Below are 19,280 nucleotides of genomic sequence, written 5' to 3'. Positions count from 1 at the left end.
AATGGATAAAACAATATGTCATACCTATTATTTTCATATAGATATATCAACTAAAATAAATTCTCGTCAGGAGATAACTGCTTATTCCACATGCACTATGTTGGCAGGATATTAAAAAGATCAATCATCGACATCTCAGCAGTCATGATTGATCTTTTTATTATTTTATTAAATAAAACATGTCTTTGCCATCTGCCCTATAAGCTGGATGCCTTATGCATAGTCTGAGTGGTATGAGAATACTCAAACGTCTATCCCTTACCCAAACCTTGTTCCTTTTTTTATAGAGTCATTCATCTGCTGCTCCAACCGTTTAAAGTACATATACCAAATGATCCAGTTCAGTACATACGACCCGGTGAAAATTCCCAGTCCGATTAATAAGGCCTGTGGCTCTAATGGAACCCAGCCAGTCAAAAATGTGAATACCGGAAAAAGGACAACAAGAGATACGCTGAAGTGTACAACGGTCTGTTTAAGTGCACTCCAGGAATCGATGTAAAATAAGAGAGCCGCAACACTAAAGAAAGCACCGGTGATCATACTTCCAAGTAAGTGCATCCTCACATCAGCTACTGGAACGTCTATAGACTGCTGTACGACTACTGTCAAAGCAATAAACGTCACAAGCGCCCCTATCCCCAGACCGCCGAATATTCTAATAGTAATATCATGAATCATCTCTGTCACCTCCATTAACAAGCTGTTCTTTTAGTATGTGCACATATTTTCTCGTTACGTATTCTTTTGTGCCGGACTTAAAATACACACATAAGTTTCCATTGAAGGATAGTTCAAATCGGTCCATTTGATTTATGTTTCCAATCACTGACTTAGAAAATCGAATAAATCCATACGGTGCAAGAAGTTCCTCCAACTCATACAGCTTCTGCTTCATTTCCAATGATTTTTCATGAACCATGGCAAACACTTTCCTCTTTTCGGCAAAAACAAAATCAATTTCTTTTGGCTCAAGCAAAATAGAATGGTCTTCTTCGACCGCAACAATCCGTTTTGTAAGTATGTTCTCACGTCCATTGGATTTCTCAGGATCCTGGGCATGATCTTCAAGCAGCTGCATCATCGCTCCTACCTCCTTTGTCCATTCTTTTACCTGTATCATAATCACCGGGTCGCCCTCATACTGAGGATCAATATCGATTTTGATTTTCATGGCTTCTCCTTTCTTTTTTCCATTATGCTGCCTTTTACAAAAGAAAAAGTGCTTCTTTGCATCACATACATCATTTGTTACATAAAAGGCAAGCTGACAAACATAAGATGAACTCCCTGTACTTGATATGTATTGCTGCTTCTTTCTGTTATTTAAATATCTCTCTAATAATACAATAAACACCTCCAGTCATCGTATAAAATACAAACGATCGTTTGGAGGTGTTTTTTTCTTAAAAACTATATAACATTTATTAGATGATTTATATAAGAAACTACTATTTTATAGAGTTTCTTAGTTCATTTCTCGATTTATCCATCCATGTTTCTTCCGGATATTCCACCAGGATCGCGTCGGCAAATCCGGCTATGTCGTTTCCGACAACTTCGTTTACGCTTAATCCATCGCTTACACTGCTTTCAAACAGGTCCAGAATATTTTTTAAAATGAGAAACATCCCCGCCCCTTTGGCATAATGCCACATGTACTTCTCGACTGCCTTCATTGCATGACTGTATTCTTCCGGCAGTTCGTTCACTCTTTTTTGATACGCACGATAATCTCTTTTATCCTGTCTCATCTTTTTAAATTTTTGTGCTAACATCTTGTTTCCCCTCCTTTATTTCTGTCATTTTTTCTTCAAGAAAGGCCCATCTCTTCCAAAAGTCATTCAACTTTTCCATGCCCTGCTCATTCAGCGTGTAGAACTTCCTGGCCGGACCAAGCTCGGATTTCTTCTTTTCGATTTCCACCAATCCTTTTTTCTCCAGCCGGACAAGAATCGTATAGACCGTTCCTTCAACAATATCTTCAAAGCCCAGTTCATTCAGGTACCGGGTAATTTCATACCCGTATGTTTCGCCTCCTTGAATTTTCTGCAGCACAATACCTTCCAGGACGCCCTTAAACATTTCCGTTAGATCTTTCATAGATCCTCCTTTAAAACGATTATCCTTATCTACTCTGTAATACTTAGTACAACTATATAATAATACTTAGTAGCGGAACAGTCAAGCGATTTGTCTGCCCTTTTTTAAGGATTCCAAACAGGATTTTACCGTGTTCCGAAGAATAGTAAATGAAGAACCTGCTTGCTGAAATACTGTCCGGACAGCGCATAAAATGACAGGACTGCTCGTTACGTTATACCTTATTATGTAATTAAGGGGTGGGGCATATGACGTTGGTGGAATCACTGCAGAAGGCAATCGATTATATGGAAACACATCTACTGGAGCATATAACGATTGAAGCCATATCCAAACAGGCACATGTATCTCCTTTTCACTTTCAGCGTTTGTTTATGATTTTGACAGAGACGTCCGTCGGCGAATACCTCAGGCACCGCCGCCTTACCCTTGCCGCACAGGAGCTGTCCAACTCAGATAACAAAATTATTGATATTGCCTATAAATATGGCTATGACACTCCTGAAGCTTTTTCAAAAGCTTTCCGGAAACAGCACGGTGTCAGCCCAACCGAAGCACGAAAAGGAATCGGAAAGCTGAATTCCTATAACCGCCTGACGATTCAGGTGAATTTGAAAGGAGCCGAACCGATGAACTATCAGATTTTGGAAAAAGAAGCGTTTCATGTCGTGGGAATCAAAAAGGAATGTCCGTGTGGCGAAGAAGCCACGGGAATTGCGGAATTCTGGGGACAGGTTACTTCGGATGGGACGATCGGGAAACTCGTTGATTTAATGAACAGCGAGACGAAAGGCCTGCTGGGGCTTACAGATAACTATGACGAAGAAAAGAATACGATTGATTACTGGATTGCAGTGGAACATATCGGTGAACCACCAGCCGATTTAAATCGGTTGGACCTCCCCAAAACCAAATGGGTAGTGTTTGAGGTGCACGGCCCTGCTCCAACTGCCATGCCGGAAGTGTGGAAACAAATCTACAGCGAGTGGATCCCGTCGAATGGGTATGAAATAGCTGATGTGCCGGCCATCGAAGCTTACACTGACCCTGATCCTTACAGTGCCGAATCCTCCAACCAGATATGGCTGGCTGTGAAGTAAAGACAGCTTCCCATCAAAAAAAATCGAGTACGGACGCTTTCTGCGTTTTGCTCGATTTTTGTCGTCTATTACGCAGAGGAACATTTTTACTTTCACTCTGCCGTTTCGTCTTTTTTATACTCCAGAATATCGCCCGGCTGGCATTCCAATGCTTCACAAATGGCCTCTAACGTAGTTAATCGAATCGCTCTGGCTTTCCCGTTTTTTAAAATCGAAAGGTTTGCCATGGTGATTCCTACTCTGTTTGAGAGCTCGGTTACACTCATTTTTCTTCTTGCCAGCATTATATCGATATTAATTATGATAGCCATGTTTCCACCTCATACGACTAAGTCATTTTCTGATTTTATTTCAAATGCATTTTGAAAAAGCTTCTGCAGAACCGCAGCAAAAACAGTAATTACCATTGAAGCAAAAACCATGATCATTCCGATAACGATAATACCCGGGGCATCATCCCGCTCCCCCAGCAGGTAGAAGAGCGGCATTCCTGCCACATATAATAAACTAATGATCAGGGCGCAGTATTTTATTTTCTTCAAAGCACGAATAGAGAGTTCTGAAAAGGCCTGATTTTTATCAATATGGCTTAACAGTTTGAAAGCCTGATAAAGCGCAAAATAAAAAGGAATAGCCGTTGCATATAAATCAAGATAAACAAAATAGCTGATAAACGTCATTTCTGGATACAGGTAGGCTGCAAATCCAGCTATCTCCGGAACCAAAAATATGCATAAAGCAAGTACTGGAAGCCCCATCAATATAACAGCTGCTTTTAAAAACAGCGTCGAGCCCTTTTTCATTAAGCACACCTCACTTCTATTATTTGTCTTCATTTTATCAGATAATATATCGAAATACGATATATTTTTATTATTTATTAATAAATAATATGGATTCTGGTTCCTCTTTTGTAACACTTCCCTTCCTGCAGGCAGATAAATTGCTCCCCGCTTCTTTCCGCCTCTACAATAAAGATATATTTCGTTACTCCCGCTTTAAGATGGTTTGTCCAGAAAAGGAGTGAGGCAGATGATTGATTTTTTAATTATTGGAGGCGGTATCATTGGCACGGCTCTCGCACGTGAGCTTTCCCACTGCCGGGGACAGACGGTTGTTTTGGAAAAGGGGCGGACGCTCTCCGGCGTTCAGTCGACTCACAACAGCGCCCTTGTCCATCCCCCTGCTATGATGCCCCCTTATAAGGGAAAATTAAAGTCGGCACTTGGCGTAAAAGGAAGCCTCCTTCACCAGACCCTGGCAGAACGCTTTAACGTTCCCGTGTTTCATAACGGCGCGATTGCTACAGCAAGGACGGAGGAAGAGCTCGAGGAACTGCGCCGGCTGAAACGTCAGAGCGAAGCCGAAGGCATTCATACGATCACGCTCTGGAGCAGGGACGAAATGCTGGAGTGGGAACCGAACCTTCACAAAGCGCTTAAAGGCGGACTGTATATGCCGGAAGCCATGAGTGCCGATACTTCTATGCTGACAGAAAGACTGGCATCAAACGCCCGTCGCAACGGCGCGGCAATTTATACGAATACCGAAGTGACAGCCCTAAAAAAATCCGGCATTGGGTTCGAAGTCGAAACGAAAGCAGGAGCTGTTTTTCAAAGCAGGTTTGTCATCAATGCCGCTGGTGCCGCCGCCGGTTTGATCGCCGGCATGATAGAAGACGAAGTACCTTTTGAACCGATATCCAGACGCGGCGAATACGTCGTGCTCGGAAAACAGGCCGCCGGCTTTATCACACATATTATCTATCCACCGCCAACAAGCCGGACCAAGGGTGTTCTGATCATTCCGCAGCCGGACGGAACGATCCGCCTCGGGCCAACCGATACACAACAAAAAAGCTTCCATACCTCCCTTCCGACAAAAGAAGGAATCCATCAAATTCGAAACGAGGTCAACCTGCTTGCAGAAGAGATTCCCTATGACCTTGAGGAGCGCTACTATTCAGGCATCCGCTCGAGCATCACCGATCCGGACTTTTATATACGGCCGTCCAAAAAGCATCCGCGGCTGATTCACCTGGCTGGTCTGGACTCTCCTGGAGTGACCGCCTCTCCTGCCATCGCCTCCTACGTCATAACGGATATTCTCCAACAAGTTGAACCTATGGAACGAAAAATAGAGCCGGACTTGTTTGGTTATTAAATAAAAAAAAGCTGATTTCTGTAATCAGCTTTTTCTTTCATGAGAGAAATCAGCCCGGACGCCTCTCCAGAATACTTCCCAGACGAGCTTCGAGCGCTCTTTCATCTTCTTATTATCGTATAGACTCATTTCGTTGGCCAACCCATCAATTAAGGCAAAAAATGCATTGTATATATGATCGTTGGACAGCTCCGTATCAATTTCCCCACGCTTTTTCCCATCGTTCCACAAGTCTTCAAGTGCTGAAGATAACGAAGCATCCGCCTGCCTGTACTGCTCTAGAATAGATTCCTGCAGCCCGGCCGGCGGGTAATGAACAAAACGATAATAAAAACGGGTGCTGATTTCATTATCCTTGTTAATCGAATGGATAAAAAAAAGATCCTGCAGCTGTTCTTTTACCGACTGCCCTCTCTCCTCGGCAATACGGTTTTGCACGAACTGTAAATAGCCTTCTATTTCATTTTCGAATACATCAAGAAATAATGCTTCTTTATTCTCATAATGAGCGTATAGAGATGGCTTTTTAATACCTACCCGATTGGCAATCTCAGACATCGTTGTCGTTTTATACCCATTGGAAGCAAAACACTGTGTGCCTGCCTGGATGATTTTTTCTTTTGTACGCATGGATGTTCTCCTTTAATCTGTGATTTTTCTCGTTTACGGCACAATCTGCTGAAACGCTTTTGCTTTAACTAATATCGTGATGGCAATCACCATGCCCGCTGCTCCAAATCCCAATAAAATAAACTGGACTGGAATTCCTGCTGTAGTCAGTACACTAACGATAGCATAAGCGATTGGATCGAATCCATTCATAGCAAGGAATACAAGGCTCATCACCCGCCCCGTCATCCGGTTCTCCGTCATTTCCTGAGCCGCCGTAAAAAACGGAATAAATACAAAAGCCATCGCAAATCCGATGAAGAATAAAATAATAGTCAACACTGTTAAACTCTGTACAAAACCGAAAATCAGGTAAAACACTAAAGCCGCTATCAGACCGTACAAAATCGTCCGGCCTTTTTTTGCAATCATATAATTGCCAAGCAGGACAGTACCGGTGACCATTCCGAGGCCAAGGCTTACTTCCATATAACTTAGATTTAACGGACTGCCGCCATAGGCATCCACCAGCAAAGGGATCGCTATATGAAGGGTGCCGAACACAAAGAAATTCAGCGTAACCAGAATAATAAGGCCAAGCAGTAAAAAGGTAGAGCCGTATACATAGACAAAACCTTCTTTAAAATTCTGAAACGGCGTCTGCTTCACCGTGTTTTCCACCGGACCTTCCTTTATAAACGGCGGGAAAATGATCAGCGCCGAAAGAGCCACCAGTATAGCGGCGGTAAAGTAGCTGGCAGTAACCGAGGACGTTTCCATAATGATTCCCGCTATAATCGGACCGGCTATAAAAGAAATCTGGTCCACCCCCTGGAAATAGGCATTGGCCTGCTGCAGCTGATGCCTCTCCACTATTTTAGGGAGCATCGATGTACTGGCCGGTCCAAAAAATGCATCCAGCATGCCAAATACCCCTGCCAGCAGCAGAAGCAGGACAATCGTCATCGTATCGTTCCATATGAACCATGTAATCCCAAGCAAAAGAAACGCCTGTATCAAATTTGTGCTGAACATGATCGTTGTTTTTTTATAATTATCCGCGACTACGCCTCCGTACGTCATCATCACAAGGCGGGGCACACTGATGACAATCAGAACCAGCCCGAGTGTAGAAGCAGAATCAAGTTCTGTAATGACATACCAGGTCGTGGTCGTTAAAAACATACTAAACCCCGTTACCGCCATAATACTGGCAATAAATAATAGAATAAATGTGATGTTCCGTGTGACGGGAACGTTTTTACCAGTCATTTTAATGCTCCTCTTTAATAAAGTAATAATTAAAACCTAACGTTAGGTAGGCAATAAACTATATTAAATCATTAAAGGGTTGCTTGCAAGAAAAACATGGCCCCTGTAATGAATCAGCGCATTATTCTTGAATGTATGGAGCGTTCTTCCGATATAAATATAGTAAGAAAAGCCGAGAGGAAGAAGCTTATGAAATGGTCGATACGCACCAAACTGCTTAGTTTTATCCCTATTATGATGGTAGTCGTTCTGTTGATTACCGGCATCAGCTATAGTTTTGCCAAAGGAGAAATAGAAACCCAGATCAGAGATCGTCTTGCCCACCAGGCCGGTGAAACAGCCGGCAGTATAGAACAGCAGCTTACAGAGCACCAGCGCATCGGGGAAACCCTTGCCGAAATGGTTGGGGAGGAAGGCACGGAATTTGCCCAGGCCGATTACGAGGCGCTGCAGGAACGCCTTGTTCAATTAAATGAAGCAACGTTTGGCATCGGCGTCTGGTTTGAACCGTTTGCTTATGACGCGGATACCGAATACTTCGGTCCTTACAGCTATGAAGATGGAGACGGCGTCGTATTTACCGATGAATATGAAACGGCAGAATACGACTACCCCTCTCATGAGTGGTATACAGCTGGCGCAGAAACAGGAGAAGCTTCTTGGACAGCTCCTTATTTTGATGAAGCCCTTGATACTTTTCTAGTTACCACAAGCACCCCGTTTTACGAACCGGATGGCACATTTGCAGGTGTTGTTTCAGGTGATATGGACGCCGGCGAAATTCAGCAGATGGCAGAAGACATCGAAGTCGGCGATAACGGCTGGGCGTTTCTAATGGATGAAACCGGAGCCTTTCTAGCCCATCCTGAAGCCTCTTCCCTGGAAGAAGATCCTGTGCTGGAAGGAATCAGCGCATCTTTTGAAGACAGCGGAACCGCGTCAGCCTCCTTCCCGGAGGGAGACGCTGTCGTCTCTTATGTGCCGCTCGAGCAGAATGGCTGGACGCTGGGCCTCGTGCTGCCGGAATCAGAAGTATATGCCGGTGTAAATGCGCTTCTTAGAGACGTAGCGATTGCTGCCGGCATTCTGATGCTGCTTACCGCAGCTGCGGTTTTCTTTATAGCCGGTCGGATTACCAAACCTATCCGCGCGCTCAATGATGAGGTTAAGCACGTGGCAGCAGGAGATTTATCTCGTCAGATTGTAGTAAAGACACAAGATGAAACGGGCGAACTGACAACCAGCTTTAACGTAATGGTGACAAACCTGCGGGAGCTCGTCGAATCTGTGCGCCAGTCTGTTCATACGTCCGCGGATGCCGTGTCACAGCTAAGCTCTGTTTCGGAAGAAACAATGGCCTCCAGCGAAGAAATTACGCGTGCCATTCAAGAAGTGGCGAACGGAGCGACAAATGCCGCGGCTTCTGCCGAAAATTCCTCACGGAAGACGACAGACCTTTCTGAACAGCTTACCGCGATGGCAGCATTTACCTCTTCATTAAACCAACAGGCTCTGAAAGTCGAGGAAACAAATAAAGCCGGCAGCGAACAGACTTCTTTTCTTCAGGAAAAGGCAGAACAGACAGATGGAATGATTGGCCGCGTCGAAGATATGGTACAAAATCTATCGGATCAGATGAGTGAGATTTCCTCTATTGTAGGAACGATTGCATCCATTTCCGAACAAACAAACCTGCTTGCGCTCAATGCTTCGATTGAAGCCGCACGTGCCGGGGAACACGGCCGCGGGTTTGCGGTAGTGGCCGATGAAGTTCGCAAACTTGCAGAACAAACATCCGGCGCCACCAAGCATATCCGCGTTTCAATGGAAGACATCCAGGAAAAAACAACAAAAGCCTCTGCTGAAATGGCAGATGCAAGAAAATTGTCTACCGAGCAGTTTGAGATTACAGAAACGACGGTCTCTTCATTTGATGAAATAGCCGCCCGGAATACAGAAATGAGTACGCTCGTTTCCCAAATGAGTGAAAGTATTAAGAGCATAGAAAAGAATAAAGAAGACGTCGTCTCTTCCATCGCAGAAATCGCTGCCGTTGTAGAAGAGAGCGCAGCCACTTCAGAAGAAGTGAGCGCCTCCGCCGAGGAACAGTTAACAGCGCTTCAAACCGTGGCCTATTCAGCAGAAGAGCTGAATGCTTCAAGTGAAAAGCTGAAACTGCAAATTGAACGATTTACATCCTAAAAACAACGAATCAGGCTGGTGAGAGTAACTTTCTCACCAGCCTGATTCGTTGTTTTCTTTTACTTTTCCTCTGATATTTTCTTTACTCCATTATTGCGGTAATAGTTTTAATAGCATAGGAAGTCCAAATGCAAAACTTTTCTTTCCATCACCAACCATACCATCGGTATAAATAAAAAAAGCCCCTCGTTAGGAGCACGATTGGGGCTTTTCGCGGCGGTCGACAAAATGAATCTTAATCAGATCCATCAGGGCGAATCGAATATAGACACGATACTGGTCGGAGGTAAGCCACTCCGTGTGCGTATCGAAAAAAATGTTATCGGTGTACGTAAGATGAATCATTTTTCACCCCCCTTTAGGTGTTAATGCACCCAGCATAACATAGAGAGAAAAGATCAAATAAGATAGAATCAGTGTAAATAATGAGTCTTTTGACACGGTAACATCAGATCGACACCTGAGTCAATAGTCTTTTTGAATGAGGGGAAATAGACGAAGATCGACTGATAATATGGGAATAATGGCTGATACAAGTCGGGCAGTTCCCGCTGATAACAAAACGGCGAAACAAGTGTTTTCCCGATGGAACACAGCAGATTCCTTTGTTCTGACCTGCTTTTTATTACGAATAGCTATTTTCCATAACAGTAAAAGATAAGTTGAGAAGAACAAATTAAAACATATGATACGATCTCCTCCTTTACCACCTTCTTTAACGGCATCATTCGAGCTACTGCGAAGTTAAAACCGTTTTTTTGTAATCCTTTCAAAAATATAGGGCAGCCGATCTCCTTTATTTTATAAACTATCCGGCAGAGAATCCTTCTTACCTTAACCCAATCTAAATGCTACTAATCACCCATTTATATACTTTTACTGTAAATAAAAGGGTTAATACTTTCTATGTCGAAATGGTTTCATATAACGAATAATAAAACTAATAATTCATCACTATATAGATATATTAATATAACAAAAGAGGTGAGCTGATGAAGCTGGACGAAAGGGAAAGAAATCAAGCCGAATTGTGTTTAAAGTCACTAGATCAATTAACCAGCTCGAATATTTCTACCATGTTAAAACAGCCGGACATTAATATTTGGGTTTATTTAAATTCTATTCAACAGGAAAATTTAAAAGACAGTATTGATTATCTACGGGACCAGGACCTTATTTTAGTGACGCAGGTAAAATCTTACGAATGGGGCGGCACGTATTTAAATATTGCTTCCACCAGCAAGCTGAATAACTTTTATAAATAAGCTGTTTTTAAGGCAGCCAAATTTCACTAAAGATACTATTAATGGCCGGTTTTTTCACTGTATATAGAAAAATAAGATTACGTGATATTGTAAGAAAATTTAAAATATACACTTAAACTGAAAATTGATTTAAAAACAATCAAAAACCAGGATATTCTCCTATACTAAGCCTTTTTTAGGTGATTTTATTCCAGAAAAACCATTCCTTTTCTTGAATTTTGTGGAATATCTGGTTGACAAAACTCTAATGTAACCTATAATTCGTTATATAATATATATAAATGAATTATATGTTTTATAGAGAACGATAAATCGGAGTGTGATGGTATGAATGAATTTAACGAATAACACATTTATTAACCTAATCTATATTCCCAGTCAAACGAGCGACACAGAAGAATTATTCGCAGATACGTTATTAGCCCTTAAACGTTCAGTCCATACGGACACCGATATCGAACATTGGAACGGATTTGAGCTCGGCGAAGAGTTTCAGCTGGGTCCTTATAAAGTAAAAGTGGTCGCTATTGTACCCACTCACATTTCTTCTATGGCAGAGTACGATAGTCCATCTGCAGCTTCTCATGTATCTTACTATGTCATGCCCTTAACAGGCATTCAATAGAACCAGGCGCTTTCGCGTTTCAAACAAACTAAATCCCCCTACATTCAACTAGTTCCCGCCCTCCCACCCCACTATTTCGTCGCATTCATGTAGAGAAAAGAGGAATTTTCGTGGCAAATGAATTTCACTTCGCTGTGTATGAATCATTATCTGCTGAACTGGATCCGACCTTTCATACCGTGGATAATATATTCAAAGCAGCTCAATGGAATGAAGAAATAACGATTTTACTCCCTTTTTATATGTATTGTTTTCATCCATCTGTATGGAAAATGTATTCAAAATGTTCAGATTATTATTATGTTCATCATTTAAATAAGGCGATGGTTTCTGCCCTTGAGCTTTTTTCTATGGAAGCCGACCAGGAAATGAAAAACTTCTTTTTACAGGCTTCTGCTGATCATGAACCTGTTGATCCAAGTAATTTATCCGTCTCCCTTCGGGCTGCGGCCCTTTGGTATAAACACCAGGCCCTGCAGAAAAGAGCTGCTTTTCTAACATCCAACCGGCCTGTTAGTGAAAACGTATACTTTCAGGTTATCACTAATATGATTCAACAAAATAAACAAAATTTAGTATAGCGATATAATTGTATTATGACATCCTTACGTTTCATGCATAAGGAATTCTACTCAGAAAGGAAGTCATCATGAAATACTCGATGCGTTATGCCGTGTACGAAGAAATGATCGCTGCCCTAAAGCGCCCTCCCAGAGGAGTGGAGGATATGCTGCTCCATGCGTCTTATAATGCCAAAGTCGCTGGTGTTGCCCCCTTTTACGGGTTCTATCTTTATCCACATGAGTGGCTCCAACAGTCGTTGGAAAGCGAAAGTACCCTACTGGCCGAATTAAACCTCGCCATGGCCATTGCGCTGGATGCCCCGACCTTGGAAGCGGATCCCAAAATGGCTTTATACTTCTCTCTTATCGCCTCTCATGCCAAACAACATGTCTGTGAGCACAGCCTCCCCGTAGCGTTTAAAACCACGATGCTTTTTCAGAAATATGTATACCTTCACCATAAAGTGGAACTGCTTTCCAAAGATGAATCATTTTCGATGAGAAAGTACAGGAACCTGTTGAAAAAAGCTATTGACCTTACTTAATCTAACCTGATACCGTCCCACTGATAAGCACAGCTTACATCAGGTTGATCTGATTTTAAGGCATAGTATTTCGCTTATCAGCCTATTTAAAACTGAATATTCTCTCTTTAAACCATTTAATTTAAATCAGCTGAAAATAATATTACATTTAATGTTTATTTTTACAAATAACGGGTATACTATAACTACCTCTACCCTTCGCCCCCTTAATAAGGAAACTCTGTTTGGGCATCGCTTTTCCTTATGGAAAAGCGACTTTTTTCTGCTCCATTAAGAATCCCGAAAAATCTACTGCTCTACTATTTGAATAAGATTACCGCACGTATCGTCGAAAACCGCTATGGTGATCCCCCCCATAGTGGTCGGCTCCATCGTAAACGTTACGCCTTTTTTCACTAACTGCTTGTATTCTTTATAAATATCCTCCACCCCAAACATCGTTACCGGGATACCATCAGAAAACAACTTACTTTGATATTCCCTGGCAGCCGGATGGTTGTTTGGTTCAAGCAGCAGCTCCGTACCATCCTTTTCGCCCGGTGACACAAGCGTAACCCATCTGAATTCTCCTGCCGGCACATCCTGCTTTTTTATAAATCCCAAAACGTCTGAATAAAAAGCTAACGCTTTCTCCTGATCCTGAACAAAAATACTGGTCACAATGATTTTCATATTGTTTCTGCCTCCTTTGATTTTTACGACAACTGAATTGAAAAGATATCCTGTATACTTCTTTTTTTCTCCAGAATATTCCTTGTCTGTATAAGTCATCTACATAAAAATGCGCAAACGCCGTCTTTCTGCTCGCTAAGAGCAGAAAGACGGCGTTTGTATGACATGATCTATTTACTTTCTTCTTGTTTGTGAAGTTCCAGTTCAATATTCACTTTTACGTCTTCACCAACAAGTACTCCACCCGTTTCCACTGCGGCGTTCCATGTTAAACCGAATTCTTTACGGTTAATTGTCGTGTGGCCATTTACACCAGCCACTATATTTCCACTCATCGGGTCTTTGCTCTGTCCTTCGAATGTCGTATCGACCGTAATTTCTTTTGTTGTTCCCCGAATAGTAAGATCACCGGTAACCTCGTATTGATTATCACTTTTCTTTTTAAAGTTTTTAGCCGTAAATGTAAGTTTCGGATGATTTTCGACATCAAAGAAGTCTGATGAACGCAAATGATTATCCCGTTTCTCTTCGCGGGTATTCACGCTGGCAGCCTCAATTTCCATTTCCACTTCAGCATCCTCCAAATTTTCCGGGTCCAGCTTTATCGTGGAATCAAACTTTTCAAATGTACCTTTTACTTTGGATATCATCATGTGTTTTACCGAAAAACCAATTTCGCTGTGGACAGGATCGATGGACCAAACCGTTTTTGCCATATAAATACCCTCCCAGAAAAGTTTAGTTTAGATGTTTAAAATGACACGCATGGCACAAATGCTGAGCTTCTAAATCTGCTTTTTCAGCTTAATCTATTCCGCTTTATATGCGTCTCTAAATTAAACACCTCCTTATAAACGTCAGACTATGTTTTTATTATATTACCGTTTACGAAATAAATACATTTATTTTAATAACAAAATAAAAGCCGGCTTCCTTACTTTTATAGAGTAGGGAACCCGGCTTTATTAAATTACACTATTTTCATAAATGACTGCACATGTATAATAACTGAATTCTTAGAGAGTTTTTCTTCTCATACGGATAGCTACAATGAATAACACAATCAGCAACAACAGAAGCACAATCGCTAATGGATTAGTTAAGAGATACTGCATCAATGGTACCTGTCTGGAATTAGCAATCGTCATAGAACGAACAAGGTTCGTTTCAATAAGCGGTCCAAGTACCAGTCCAATAATAATAGGAGCTACAGGTACATCAATCTTCTTAAATACTGCACCTACAATTCCAAGAACAATAGCGATTAATACGTCGAACAGGCTGTTTCGAAGGCTGTATGCGCCAAATAATGCAAACACAAGTACGACCGGCACAATGTATTTAATATTTATCTTTAAGATATAAGAAAAGTATTTAATACCAATAGCACCGATAAAAGTCATCGCCACAACAGTCAGAAGCATTCCAAATAAAAACGTATACGCTACATCCGGTCTCGTAACAAACAAATCAGGCCCCAGAATAATGCCGTGAATAATAAGAGCACCTGCAATAATTGCTGTAGTAGGACTTCCCGGAACACCAAGAGCGAGCAGCGGCACCATCGAGCTTCCCACTGTAGCATTGTTGGCAGACTCTGCTGCGATAATTCCTTCTGTATTTCCATTCTCAAACAGATCCGGGTTTTTAGAAACACGCTTGGCTTCTCCGTACGCCATAAAAACGGCTAAAGTCGTTCCTACACCTGGAAGCAGACCAATACCGGTACCAATAAAGCTGGATTTAAAGACGAGAAACTTTTGTCTCATAATATCTCTAAAGACTGTCATTCGTTTGATTGATTGATCTTTGTAGGTTACTACTTCGTTTGGTTTTTTTCCTATGTTTAAAAACATTTCTGCAAAACAGAAAAGCCCCAATACAACCGGCACTACGGAAATACCTGATCTCATGTCAGGGCTGCCAAACGTGAAGCGTTCTGCACCGGTTACCAGATCAACACCAACTGTAGCAATAAATAACCCGAATAAAGCTGCAAAAAAAGATTTATAAATATTGCTTCCCGTTAAAGCGCCTATAATGACTAATCCACTTAAGGCTACAAAAAACATCTCTGCCGGACCGAACTGCAAAGCAAAAGTAGCCAGCGGCGGGGTAAATAAGATAAGAACAATAACACCAATAAAGCCACCTATCATACTGGAAAAAACGGAATAATATAAAGCTTCTTTTGCACGGCCTTCACGAGTTAACGGATAACCTTCCATGGCAGCAGGTGCTGCTACGACATCTCCCGGTACGTTCAGAAGAATGGCCGTAATGGAGCCGCCGTACATCCCCCCCATATAGATGCCTCCCAATAGGAGAATACCTAACTGGGGTTCCATCGTAAATGTAAGAGGGAGTAGAAGAGAGATGCCTATTGCACCATTTAATCCAGGAATGGCCCCTACTACAATCCCTATTAACACGCCTATAAACACGATTAACAATACGCTCGGGGAAAGAATATCTAAAAATATCTGCAGCCCATCCATGAGTAATTCCTCCTAAAACAGGGCTGAAGAATCCAATTCTTTCAGCCCTTAAACTTTGGTATTGAGTCTATTAAAAGTCTTCTTCGTTTTCATCAATGATTGGCTGAATCGTTTCATTGGAGTTATCCAAAAACTCATCAACTTCTTCATCGCCTAAATATCTGTAAGGAAGGCCTGCATCTTCAAAGCTTGTCTGCATTTCTTCACTTTCGCCAATGCTGTCCAACGCATCTGTCAATGCTGCTTTTACATCGTCCGGCAGATCATTTGGTGCCACAATTACTCTGGCCACTCCAAGCTCAAGATCGTAACCGTTTTCAGTTAATGTTGGGTAATCAGAAAACATATCCAGGCGCTCTTCTGCAGCATAGCCAATTGGAACGGCACCGGAATCAACAAGCTCGTCTACTGCTGTAATAGAAGTGGAAGCGACATCAATATGTCCGCCAAGAAGAGCGTTAGTCAACTCGCCGCCGCCGTCATATGTTACAGCTGTCGTTTCAATTCCTGCAAGATCATCAAATGCCAGCACCTTTAATAGTCCAAGAGCTCCTGATTCCCCTACTGTTACTTCGCCGGGATTTTCTTCTGCATACTCTACCATGCCGTCGATATCATCAAATGGAGCATCCGGGCCTGCAAATAATGCGTGAGGCACGTCATCAAAAGCGGCTAAGTAATCAAAGCTGTCGAAGCTGAAATCTGTATCTACTGTGTTTTCCAATACTAAGTTATCCGGATACCCAAACACGCCAAGAGTGTAGCCGTCCGCTTCACTATTCGCCATTTCAGATATACCGACTTCTCCACCAGCACCTTCGCGGTTCACTACATTAATCTGCTGATCCAATTCTTCACCTAGATGATCTGCAATCAGCCGTGCTACGGTATCCCCGCCGCCACCGGCACTGTATGGAACAACAATTTCTATGTTTTGTTCTGGATAGGATGTTTCATTTCCATCACCGGAAGCCTCTTCGTCTCCGTTTCCTCCACCGCATCCTGCTAATACAGCAGCGGGTACAGCTAGTGCAAGCCATGTCATTTTCTTTTTCATAAGTAGTTCCCCCTTTTTAGTTGTAAAACTTTGCTTTAAATAATAAAGTAGCGTTTTCACCTCCACGTTTAAAATATTCGCCATTTCTATGTTATAAGCTTTGCTGGATTTAATTAAATAACGTATTGCCTGGAGTAGGAAGCCCAATAAGAAATCCAAACACAAAATAGATAAACGCTACGGCTCCCAGTGAAAAAACGAGACCCTGTAATAGGTGCTTCGGTGTAAGCTTTGCGTTTACAGAACGATACGTGTGATAAAAATAAATAATGGCAATGACGAAAAAGGAAACGATGTAAAATCCTAATATTTCCAATAAAAAGTATGCTATTAACAATATGGAACCAGGTATAAAAATTTGCAGTAGAAAAATTTTCCAGGTAAGCTTTGGAGTATTCTCTTCTTCTGCTTTTTTCGTTTTATCGGAAGAAACTTTTTTTCTTATTAGAGGATCCACTATCATAAGAAAACCGGTTATGCCCATGGCGTAAATAATCAACCGTGGAAACAGGCTGGCTTCCGCTTCTAATTCAAGCGTCTGGGTATAGGCTCCAATAGAAAAAAGTAAGATAATAGCGCCAAAAATATAATTAGATTTGATAACCCCCACCCCTTTTTGCATTAAATATTATTTGTATACGCTTTCAACCCAATAAACCAATTATATGATAAAAAATTTCTTTTTCAACCTTTTATATGAAAAAATATTTTTTTATTTTAAATAATTGTTTATACTAAAGACAAGTTATACTGTAAAATTCAAGCATTTTTCCCCCTTATTATCTGTTTATAAAAAAGGAGCGATTTCATGGAAGCATCTGAAAATGGTCACTGCAGGCACCGTATCCGGGCTCTCTACCCCGACTTTCGAAATAAAGAAAAACAAATAGCCGATTATATTCTGGAACACCCCGACAAAATTATTCATTCCAGTATTAATCAAGTAGCCGATGCGTTGGACATGGCTGATGCGACAGTTTTTCGGTTTTGTAAAAAAATCGGCTTTAAAGGATATCAGGCGATGAAAATCGCTTTAGCTTCTGAAACCATTAATGAAGTAGCCGATATTCACGAAACCATCCAGGAAGGCGACGATCGTAAAGTAGTGGCCAGCAGAGTGTTTAAAGCCAATGTCCGCTCTCTGGAAGAAACTCTCTCCATTCTTGAAAGCGCTCCATTTGAAAAAGCGGTCGATGCTATGCTGCAGGCAGAACGAATTGAATTCTACGGAAATGGTGGATCAGGCGTTATAGCGCTTGATGCCCATCACAAATTCATGCGTACCGGTATTCCAGTTGTCTCGTACAGTGACTCCCATTTTCAGGTTATGTCCGCTTCCCAATTGACAGAAAAAGATGTCGTCGTTTTTATTTCCCACTCCGGTGCCAACAGAGAAGCCCTTCAGGCTCTGGATACAGCTAAAGAACAAGGGGCAACAACGATTGGCATTACTACCCTGGCTAAATCTCCTTTAAGCGAAAAAGTGGATATTCCGCTTTACACTGTTTCCAAAGAAACAGACTACCGCTCAGAAGCCCTGTCTTCCCGAATTGCCCAGTTAAGTATAATTGATGCACTCTACGTTAATGTAAGTATTGGGAGAAAAGCTCTTATGCAGCAATCTTTAGTCAAAATGAGAAAAGCTATCTCCAAAAAAAGGGTATAGCTCAGCTCTTATAAAAGAGAAATGACGAAAAGGCACTCCGTGAAAAAGGGGGCCTTTTTCTTCATGTCCATAGTTGTTTATCAACGATTAATAATAGTTTGACCCTTTCAATATTTTTGATCGATTTCTTTTTCAGAGGATAATTGCGCGTCCTGCCGCACTTTCGCTTTTTCCTGCAGAATTGTCAACACCGTAATAATTTTTTCGTTTCTTCTGTAGAAGAGCTTTTTTCCAGCTGGTGCTGAAGAGAAGCCAGTTTTTCTTTTTCTTCTTCTGACAAGTACGAGGAATAGGTCATAGAACAACTCCTTTCTTTTATAAGAATCCCAATGCATGGTTTCTGTTTATTAAAAAGATGGATAGTTGGTATTCTCATCAAGCAGTACAGCTAAAGCTTTCGCATAAATCAATCGGGAGCGCGCCCATCGAAAGAAGGAAAAAAGGCTGATGGTACCTGTAATCGCAAATATGAAATAGAGTGTTTGGGAGGAAAGGGGGGGGACAGAGGAAAGAATAAATAAGAAAATGATTGTAGAAAGAAAAACAAGAAAAGAGAAGCCAAAAGCCAGAACCCACGCCAGGGAACGGCTTTTATATTCTCTTGCAATTTGAATCGTTTTTTGGTCCGGAAACGGTGATTCGGGGTTATCTATTTCCAAAATATGAAACACTAAGGAAGAGCAAAGAAGACTGCCGCCGGTCCACCGTTCCAATACCCCCGGGGACCGGGTCATTACAAATTGATAGTACTTTTTCTGCGGGGCGGCAGATAGTAAGGTGTAGCCCAGCAAAGAACAGTCTATAACTTCCCATCCGTTTTCTCTCCACCTCTCCAGTCGTTTTTTTTCTTTTTGATAAGAGATAAAGGGAAGCATAGATAGTTTATATTTTTTTGTTTTTGCCATTGTTTTCACCGCCTTAGCGAGAAGCTGTTCTAGTG

23 protein-coding genes are annotated in these 19,280 nt (G+C 41.8%); 8 read left to right on the top strand and 15 right to left on the bottom strand.

What is annotated here, in order from left to right; all coding sequences use genetic code 11:
* Positions 1-258 precede the first annotated feature (258 nt).
* The 4 genes from AC5W14_RS14090 to AC5W14_RS14075 all read right to left on the bottom strand — a co-directional run bounded on the left by AC5W14_RS14090 (position 259) and on the right by AC5W14_RS14075 (position 2,103).
* Positions 259-681: a DUF3021 domain-containing protein gene (locus AC5W14_RS14090; RefSeq protein WP_496194818.1), complete on the bottom strand. Its 423-nt coding sequence runs from the start codon at positions 679-681 to the stop codon at positions 259-261.
* Positions 671-1,174, bottom strand: coding sequence for a LytTR family DNA-binding domain-containing protein (locus AC5W14_RS14085; RefSeq protein WP_496194817.1), 504 nt, complete (start codon positions 1,172-1,174; stop codon positions 671-673). The genes AC5W14_RS14090 and AC5W14_RS14085 overlap by 11 nt, the downstream gene beginning before the upstream one ends.
* A 277-nt stretch (positions 1,175-1,451) precedes the next feature.
* Positions 1,452-1,778: a DUF1048 domain-containing protein gene (locus AC5W14_RS14080; RefSeq protein ID WP_496194816.1), complete on the bottom strand. Its 327-nt coding sequence runs from the start codon at positions 1,776-1,778 to the stop codon at positions 1,452-1,454.
* Positions 1,759-2,103, bottom strand: a complete 345-nt coding sequence (locus tag AC5W14_RS14075; RefSeq protein ID WP_496194815.1) for a PadR family transcriptional regulator — start codon at positions 2,101-2,103, stop codon at positions 1,759-1,761. The genes AC5W14_RS14080 and AC5W14_RS14075 overlap by 20 nt, the downstream gene beginning before the upstream one ends.
* Positions 2,104-2,351: 248 nt before the next feature.
* Between AC5W14_RS14075 and AC5W14_RS14070 the strand changes: the two genes are divergently transcribed.
* Entirely contained in the window at positions 2,352-3,203 is an 852-nt protein-coding gene (locus AC5W14_RS14070; RefSeq protein WP_496194814.1) for an AraC family transcriptional regulator, read from the top strand.
* Positions 3,204-3,295: 92 nt separating this feature from the next.
* Here AC5W14_RS14070 and AC5W14_RS14065 read toward each other — a convergent pair whose 3' ends face one another.
* Positions 3,296-3,514, bottom strand: a complete 219-nt coding sequence (locus tag AC5W14_RS14065) for a helix-turn-helix domain-containing protein (RefSeq protein ID WP_496194813.1) — start codon at positions 3,512-3,514, stop codon at positions 3,296-3,298.
* 9 nt (positions 3,515-3,523) lie between these two features.
* The gene (locus AC5W14_RS14060) at positions 3,524-4,006 is read right to left on the bottom strand and encodes a DUF2975 domain-containing protein (protein WP_496058041.1); all 483 of its coding nucleotides are present in this window, start codon (positions 4,004-4,006) and stop codon (positions 3,524-3,526) included.
* A 229-nt stretch (positions 4,007-4,235) separates the two neighbouring features.
* On the opposite strand from AC5W14_RS14060, the gene AC5W14_RS14055 reads away from it, so the two are divergent.
* The gene (locus tag AC5W14_RS14055; RefSeq protein ID WP_496194812.1) at positions 4,236-5,366 is read left to right on the top strand and encodes an NAD(P)/FAD-dependent oxidoreductase; all 1,131 of its coding nucleotides are present in this window, start codon (positions 4,236-4,238) and stop codon (positions 5,364-5,366) included.
* A 24-nt stretch (positions 5,367-5,390) separates the two neighbouring features.
* Here the strand turns inward: AC5W14_RS14055 and AC5W14_RS14050 are convergent, their stop codons facing one another.
* Both AC5W14_RS14050 and AC5W14_RS14045 read right to left on the bottom strand, forming a co-directional pair.
* Positions 5,391-5,996 carry a TetR/AcrR family transcriptional regulator gene (locus tag AC5W14_RS14050; protein WP_496194811.1) on the bottom strand — a complete coding sequence of 202 codons (606 nt, stop codon included), beginning with the start codon at positions 5,994-5,996 and terminating at the stop codon, positions 5,391-5,393.
* 33 nt (positions 5,997-6,029) lie between these two features.
* Positions 6,030-7,247 carry an MFS transporter gene (locus AC5W14_RS14045; protein WP_496194810.1) on the bottom strand — a complete coding sequence of 406 codons (1,218 nt, stop codon included), beginning with the start codon at positions 7,245-7,247 and terminating at the stop codon, positions 6,030-6,032.
* A 108-nt stretch (positions 7,248-7,355) separates the two neighbouring features.
* Here AC5W14_RS14045 and AC5W14_RS14040 point away from each other — a divergent pair, with 108 nt between their 5' ends.
* Complete coding sequence (locus AC5W14_RS14040) at positions 7,356-9,449, top strand: methyl-accepting chemotaxis protein (RefSeq protein WP_496194809.1); 2,094 nt, start codon at positions 7,356-7,358, stop codon at positions 9,447-9,449.
* Between the two features lie 189 nt (positions 9,450-9,638).
* On the opposite strand, the gene AC5W14_RS14035 is transcribed toward AC5W14_RS14040, so the two are convergent.
* Positions 9,639-9,794 (bottom strand): hypothetical protein, encoded by a 156-nt coding sequence (locus AC5W14_RS14035; protein ID WP_496058046.1) that lies wholly within the window; start codon positions 9,792-9,794, stop codon positions 9,639-9,641.
* A gap of 647 nt (positions 9,795-10,441) precedes the next feature.
* Between AC5W14_RS14035 and AC5W14_RS14030 the strand changes: the two genes are divergently transcribed.
* The 4 genes from AC5W14_RS14030 to AC5W14_RS14015 all read left to right on the top strand — a co-directional run bounded on the left by AC5W14_RS14030 (position 10,442) and on the right by AC5W14_RS14015 (position 12,447).
* Positions 10,442-10,714, top strand: a complete 273-nt coding sequence (locus AC5W14_RS14030; RefSeq protein ID WP_496058047.1) for a hypothetical protein — start codon at positions 10,442-10,444, stop codon at positions 10,712-10,714.
* A gap of 331 nt (positions 10,715-11,045) precedes the next feature.
* Positions 11,046-11,339, top strand: coding sequence for a hypothetical protein (locus tag AC5W14_RS14025; RefSeq protein WP_496194808.1), 294 nt, complete (start codon positions 11,046-11,048; stop codon positions 11,337-11,339).
* A 110-nt stretch (positions 11,340-11,449) separates the two neighbouring features.
* Positions 11,450-11,920, top strand: a complete 471-nt coding sequence (locus AC5W14_RS14020) for a hypothetical protein (protein WP_496058049.1) — start codon at positions 11,450-11,452, stop codon at positions 11,918-11,920.
* A gap of 68 nt (positions 11,921-11,988) precedes the next feature.
* On the top strand, positions 11,989-12,447 hold the full coding sequence (locus AC5W14_RS14015) for a hypothetical protein (protein WP_496058050.1): 459 nt from the start codon (positions 11,989-11,991) through the stop codon (positions 12,445-12,447).
* A 288-nt stretch (positions 12,448-12,735) separates the two neighbouring features.
* On the opposite strand, the gene AC5W14_RS14010 is transcribed toward AC5W14_RS14015, so the two are convergent.
* The 5 genes from AC5W14_RS14010 to AC5W14_RS13990 form a co-directional block, all read right to left on the bottom strand.
* Positions 12,736-13,119 (bottom strand): VOC family protein, encoded by a 384-nt coding sequence (locus tag AC5W14_RS14010; RefSeq protein WP_496194807.1) that lies wholly within the window; start codon positions 13,117-13,119, stop codon positions 12,736-12,738.
* Between the two features lie 170 nt (positions 13,120-13,289).
* Positions 13,290-13,835, bottom strand: coding sequence for a YceI family protein (locus AC5W14_RS14005; protein ID WP_496058052.1), 546 nt, complete (start codon positions 13,833-13,835; stop codon positions 13,290-13,292).
* Between the two features lie 300 nt (positions 13,836-14,135).
* On the bottom strand, positions 14,136-15,617 hold the full coding sequence (locus tag AC5W14_RS14000) for a tripartite tricarboxylate transporter permease (protein ID WP_496194806.1): 1,482 nt from the start codon (positions 15,615-15,617) through the stop codon (positions 14,136-14,138).
* Positions 15,618-15,687: 70 nt separating this feature from the next.
* Positions 15,688-16,674 (bottom strand): tripartite tricarboxylate transporter substrate binding protein, encoded by a 987-nt coding sequence (locus tag AC5W14_RS13995; protein ID WP_496194805.1) that lies wholly within the window; start codon positions 16,672-16,674, stop codon positions 15,688-15,690.
* Positions 16,675-16,783: 109 nt separating this feature from the next.
* The gene (locus tag AC5W14_RS13990) at positions 16,784-17,284 is read right to left on the bottom strand and encodes a tripartite tricarboxylate transporter TctB family protein (protein WP_496194804.1); all 501 of its coding nucleotides are present in this window, start codon (positions 17,282-17,284) and stop codon (positions 16,784-16,786) included.
* Between the two features lie 198 nt (positions 17,285-17,482).
* Between AC5W14_RS13990 and AC5W14_RS13985 the strand changes: the two genes are divergently transcribed.
* Positions 17,483-18,340 (top strand): MurR/RpiR family transcriptional regulator, encoded by an 858-nt coding sequence (locus AC5W14_RS13985; RefSeq protein WP_496194803.1) that lies wholly within the window; start codon positions 17,483-17,485, stop codon positions 18,338-18,340.
* A 347-nt stretch (positions 18,341-18,687) separates the two neighbouring features.
* Here AC5W14_RS13985 and AC5W14_RS13980 read toward each other — a convergent pair whose 3' ends face one another.
* Complete coding sequence (locus tag AC5W14_RS13980) at positions 18,688-19,245, bottom strand: hypothetical protein (RefSeq protein WP_496194802.1); 558 nt, start codon at positions 19,243-19,245, stop codon at positions 18,688-18,690.
* Between the last annotated feature and the right edge of the window lie 35 nt (positions 19,246-19,280).

The organism is Sinobaca sp. TMA16-18, from assembly GCF_059510535.1.
This window is presented reverse-complemented; position numbering and strand designations above follow the sequence as displayed.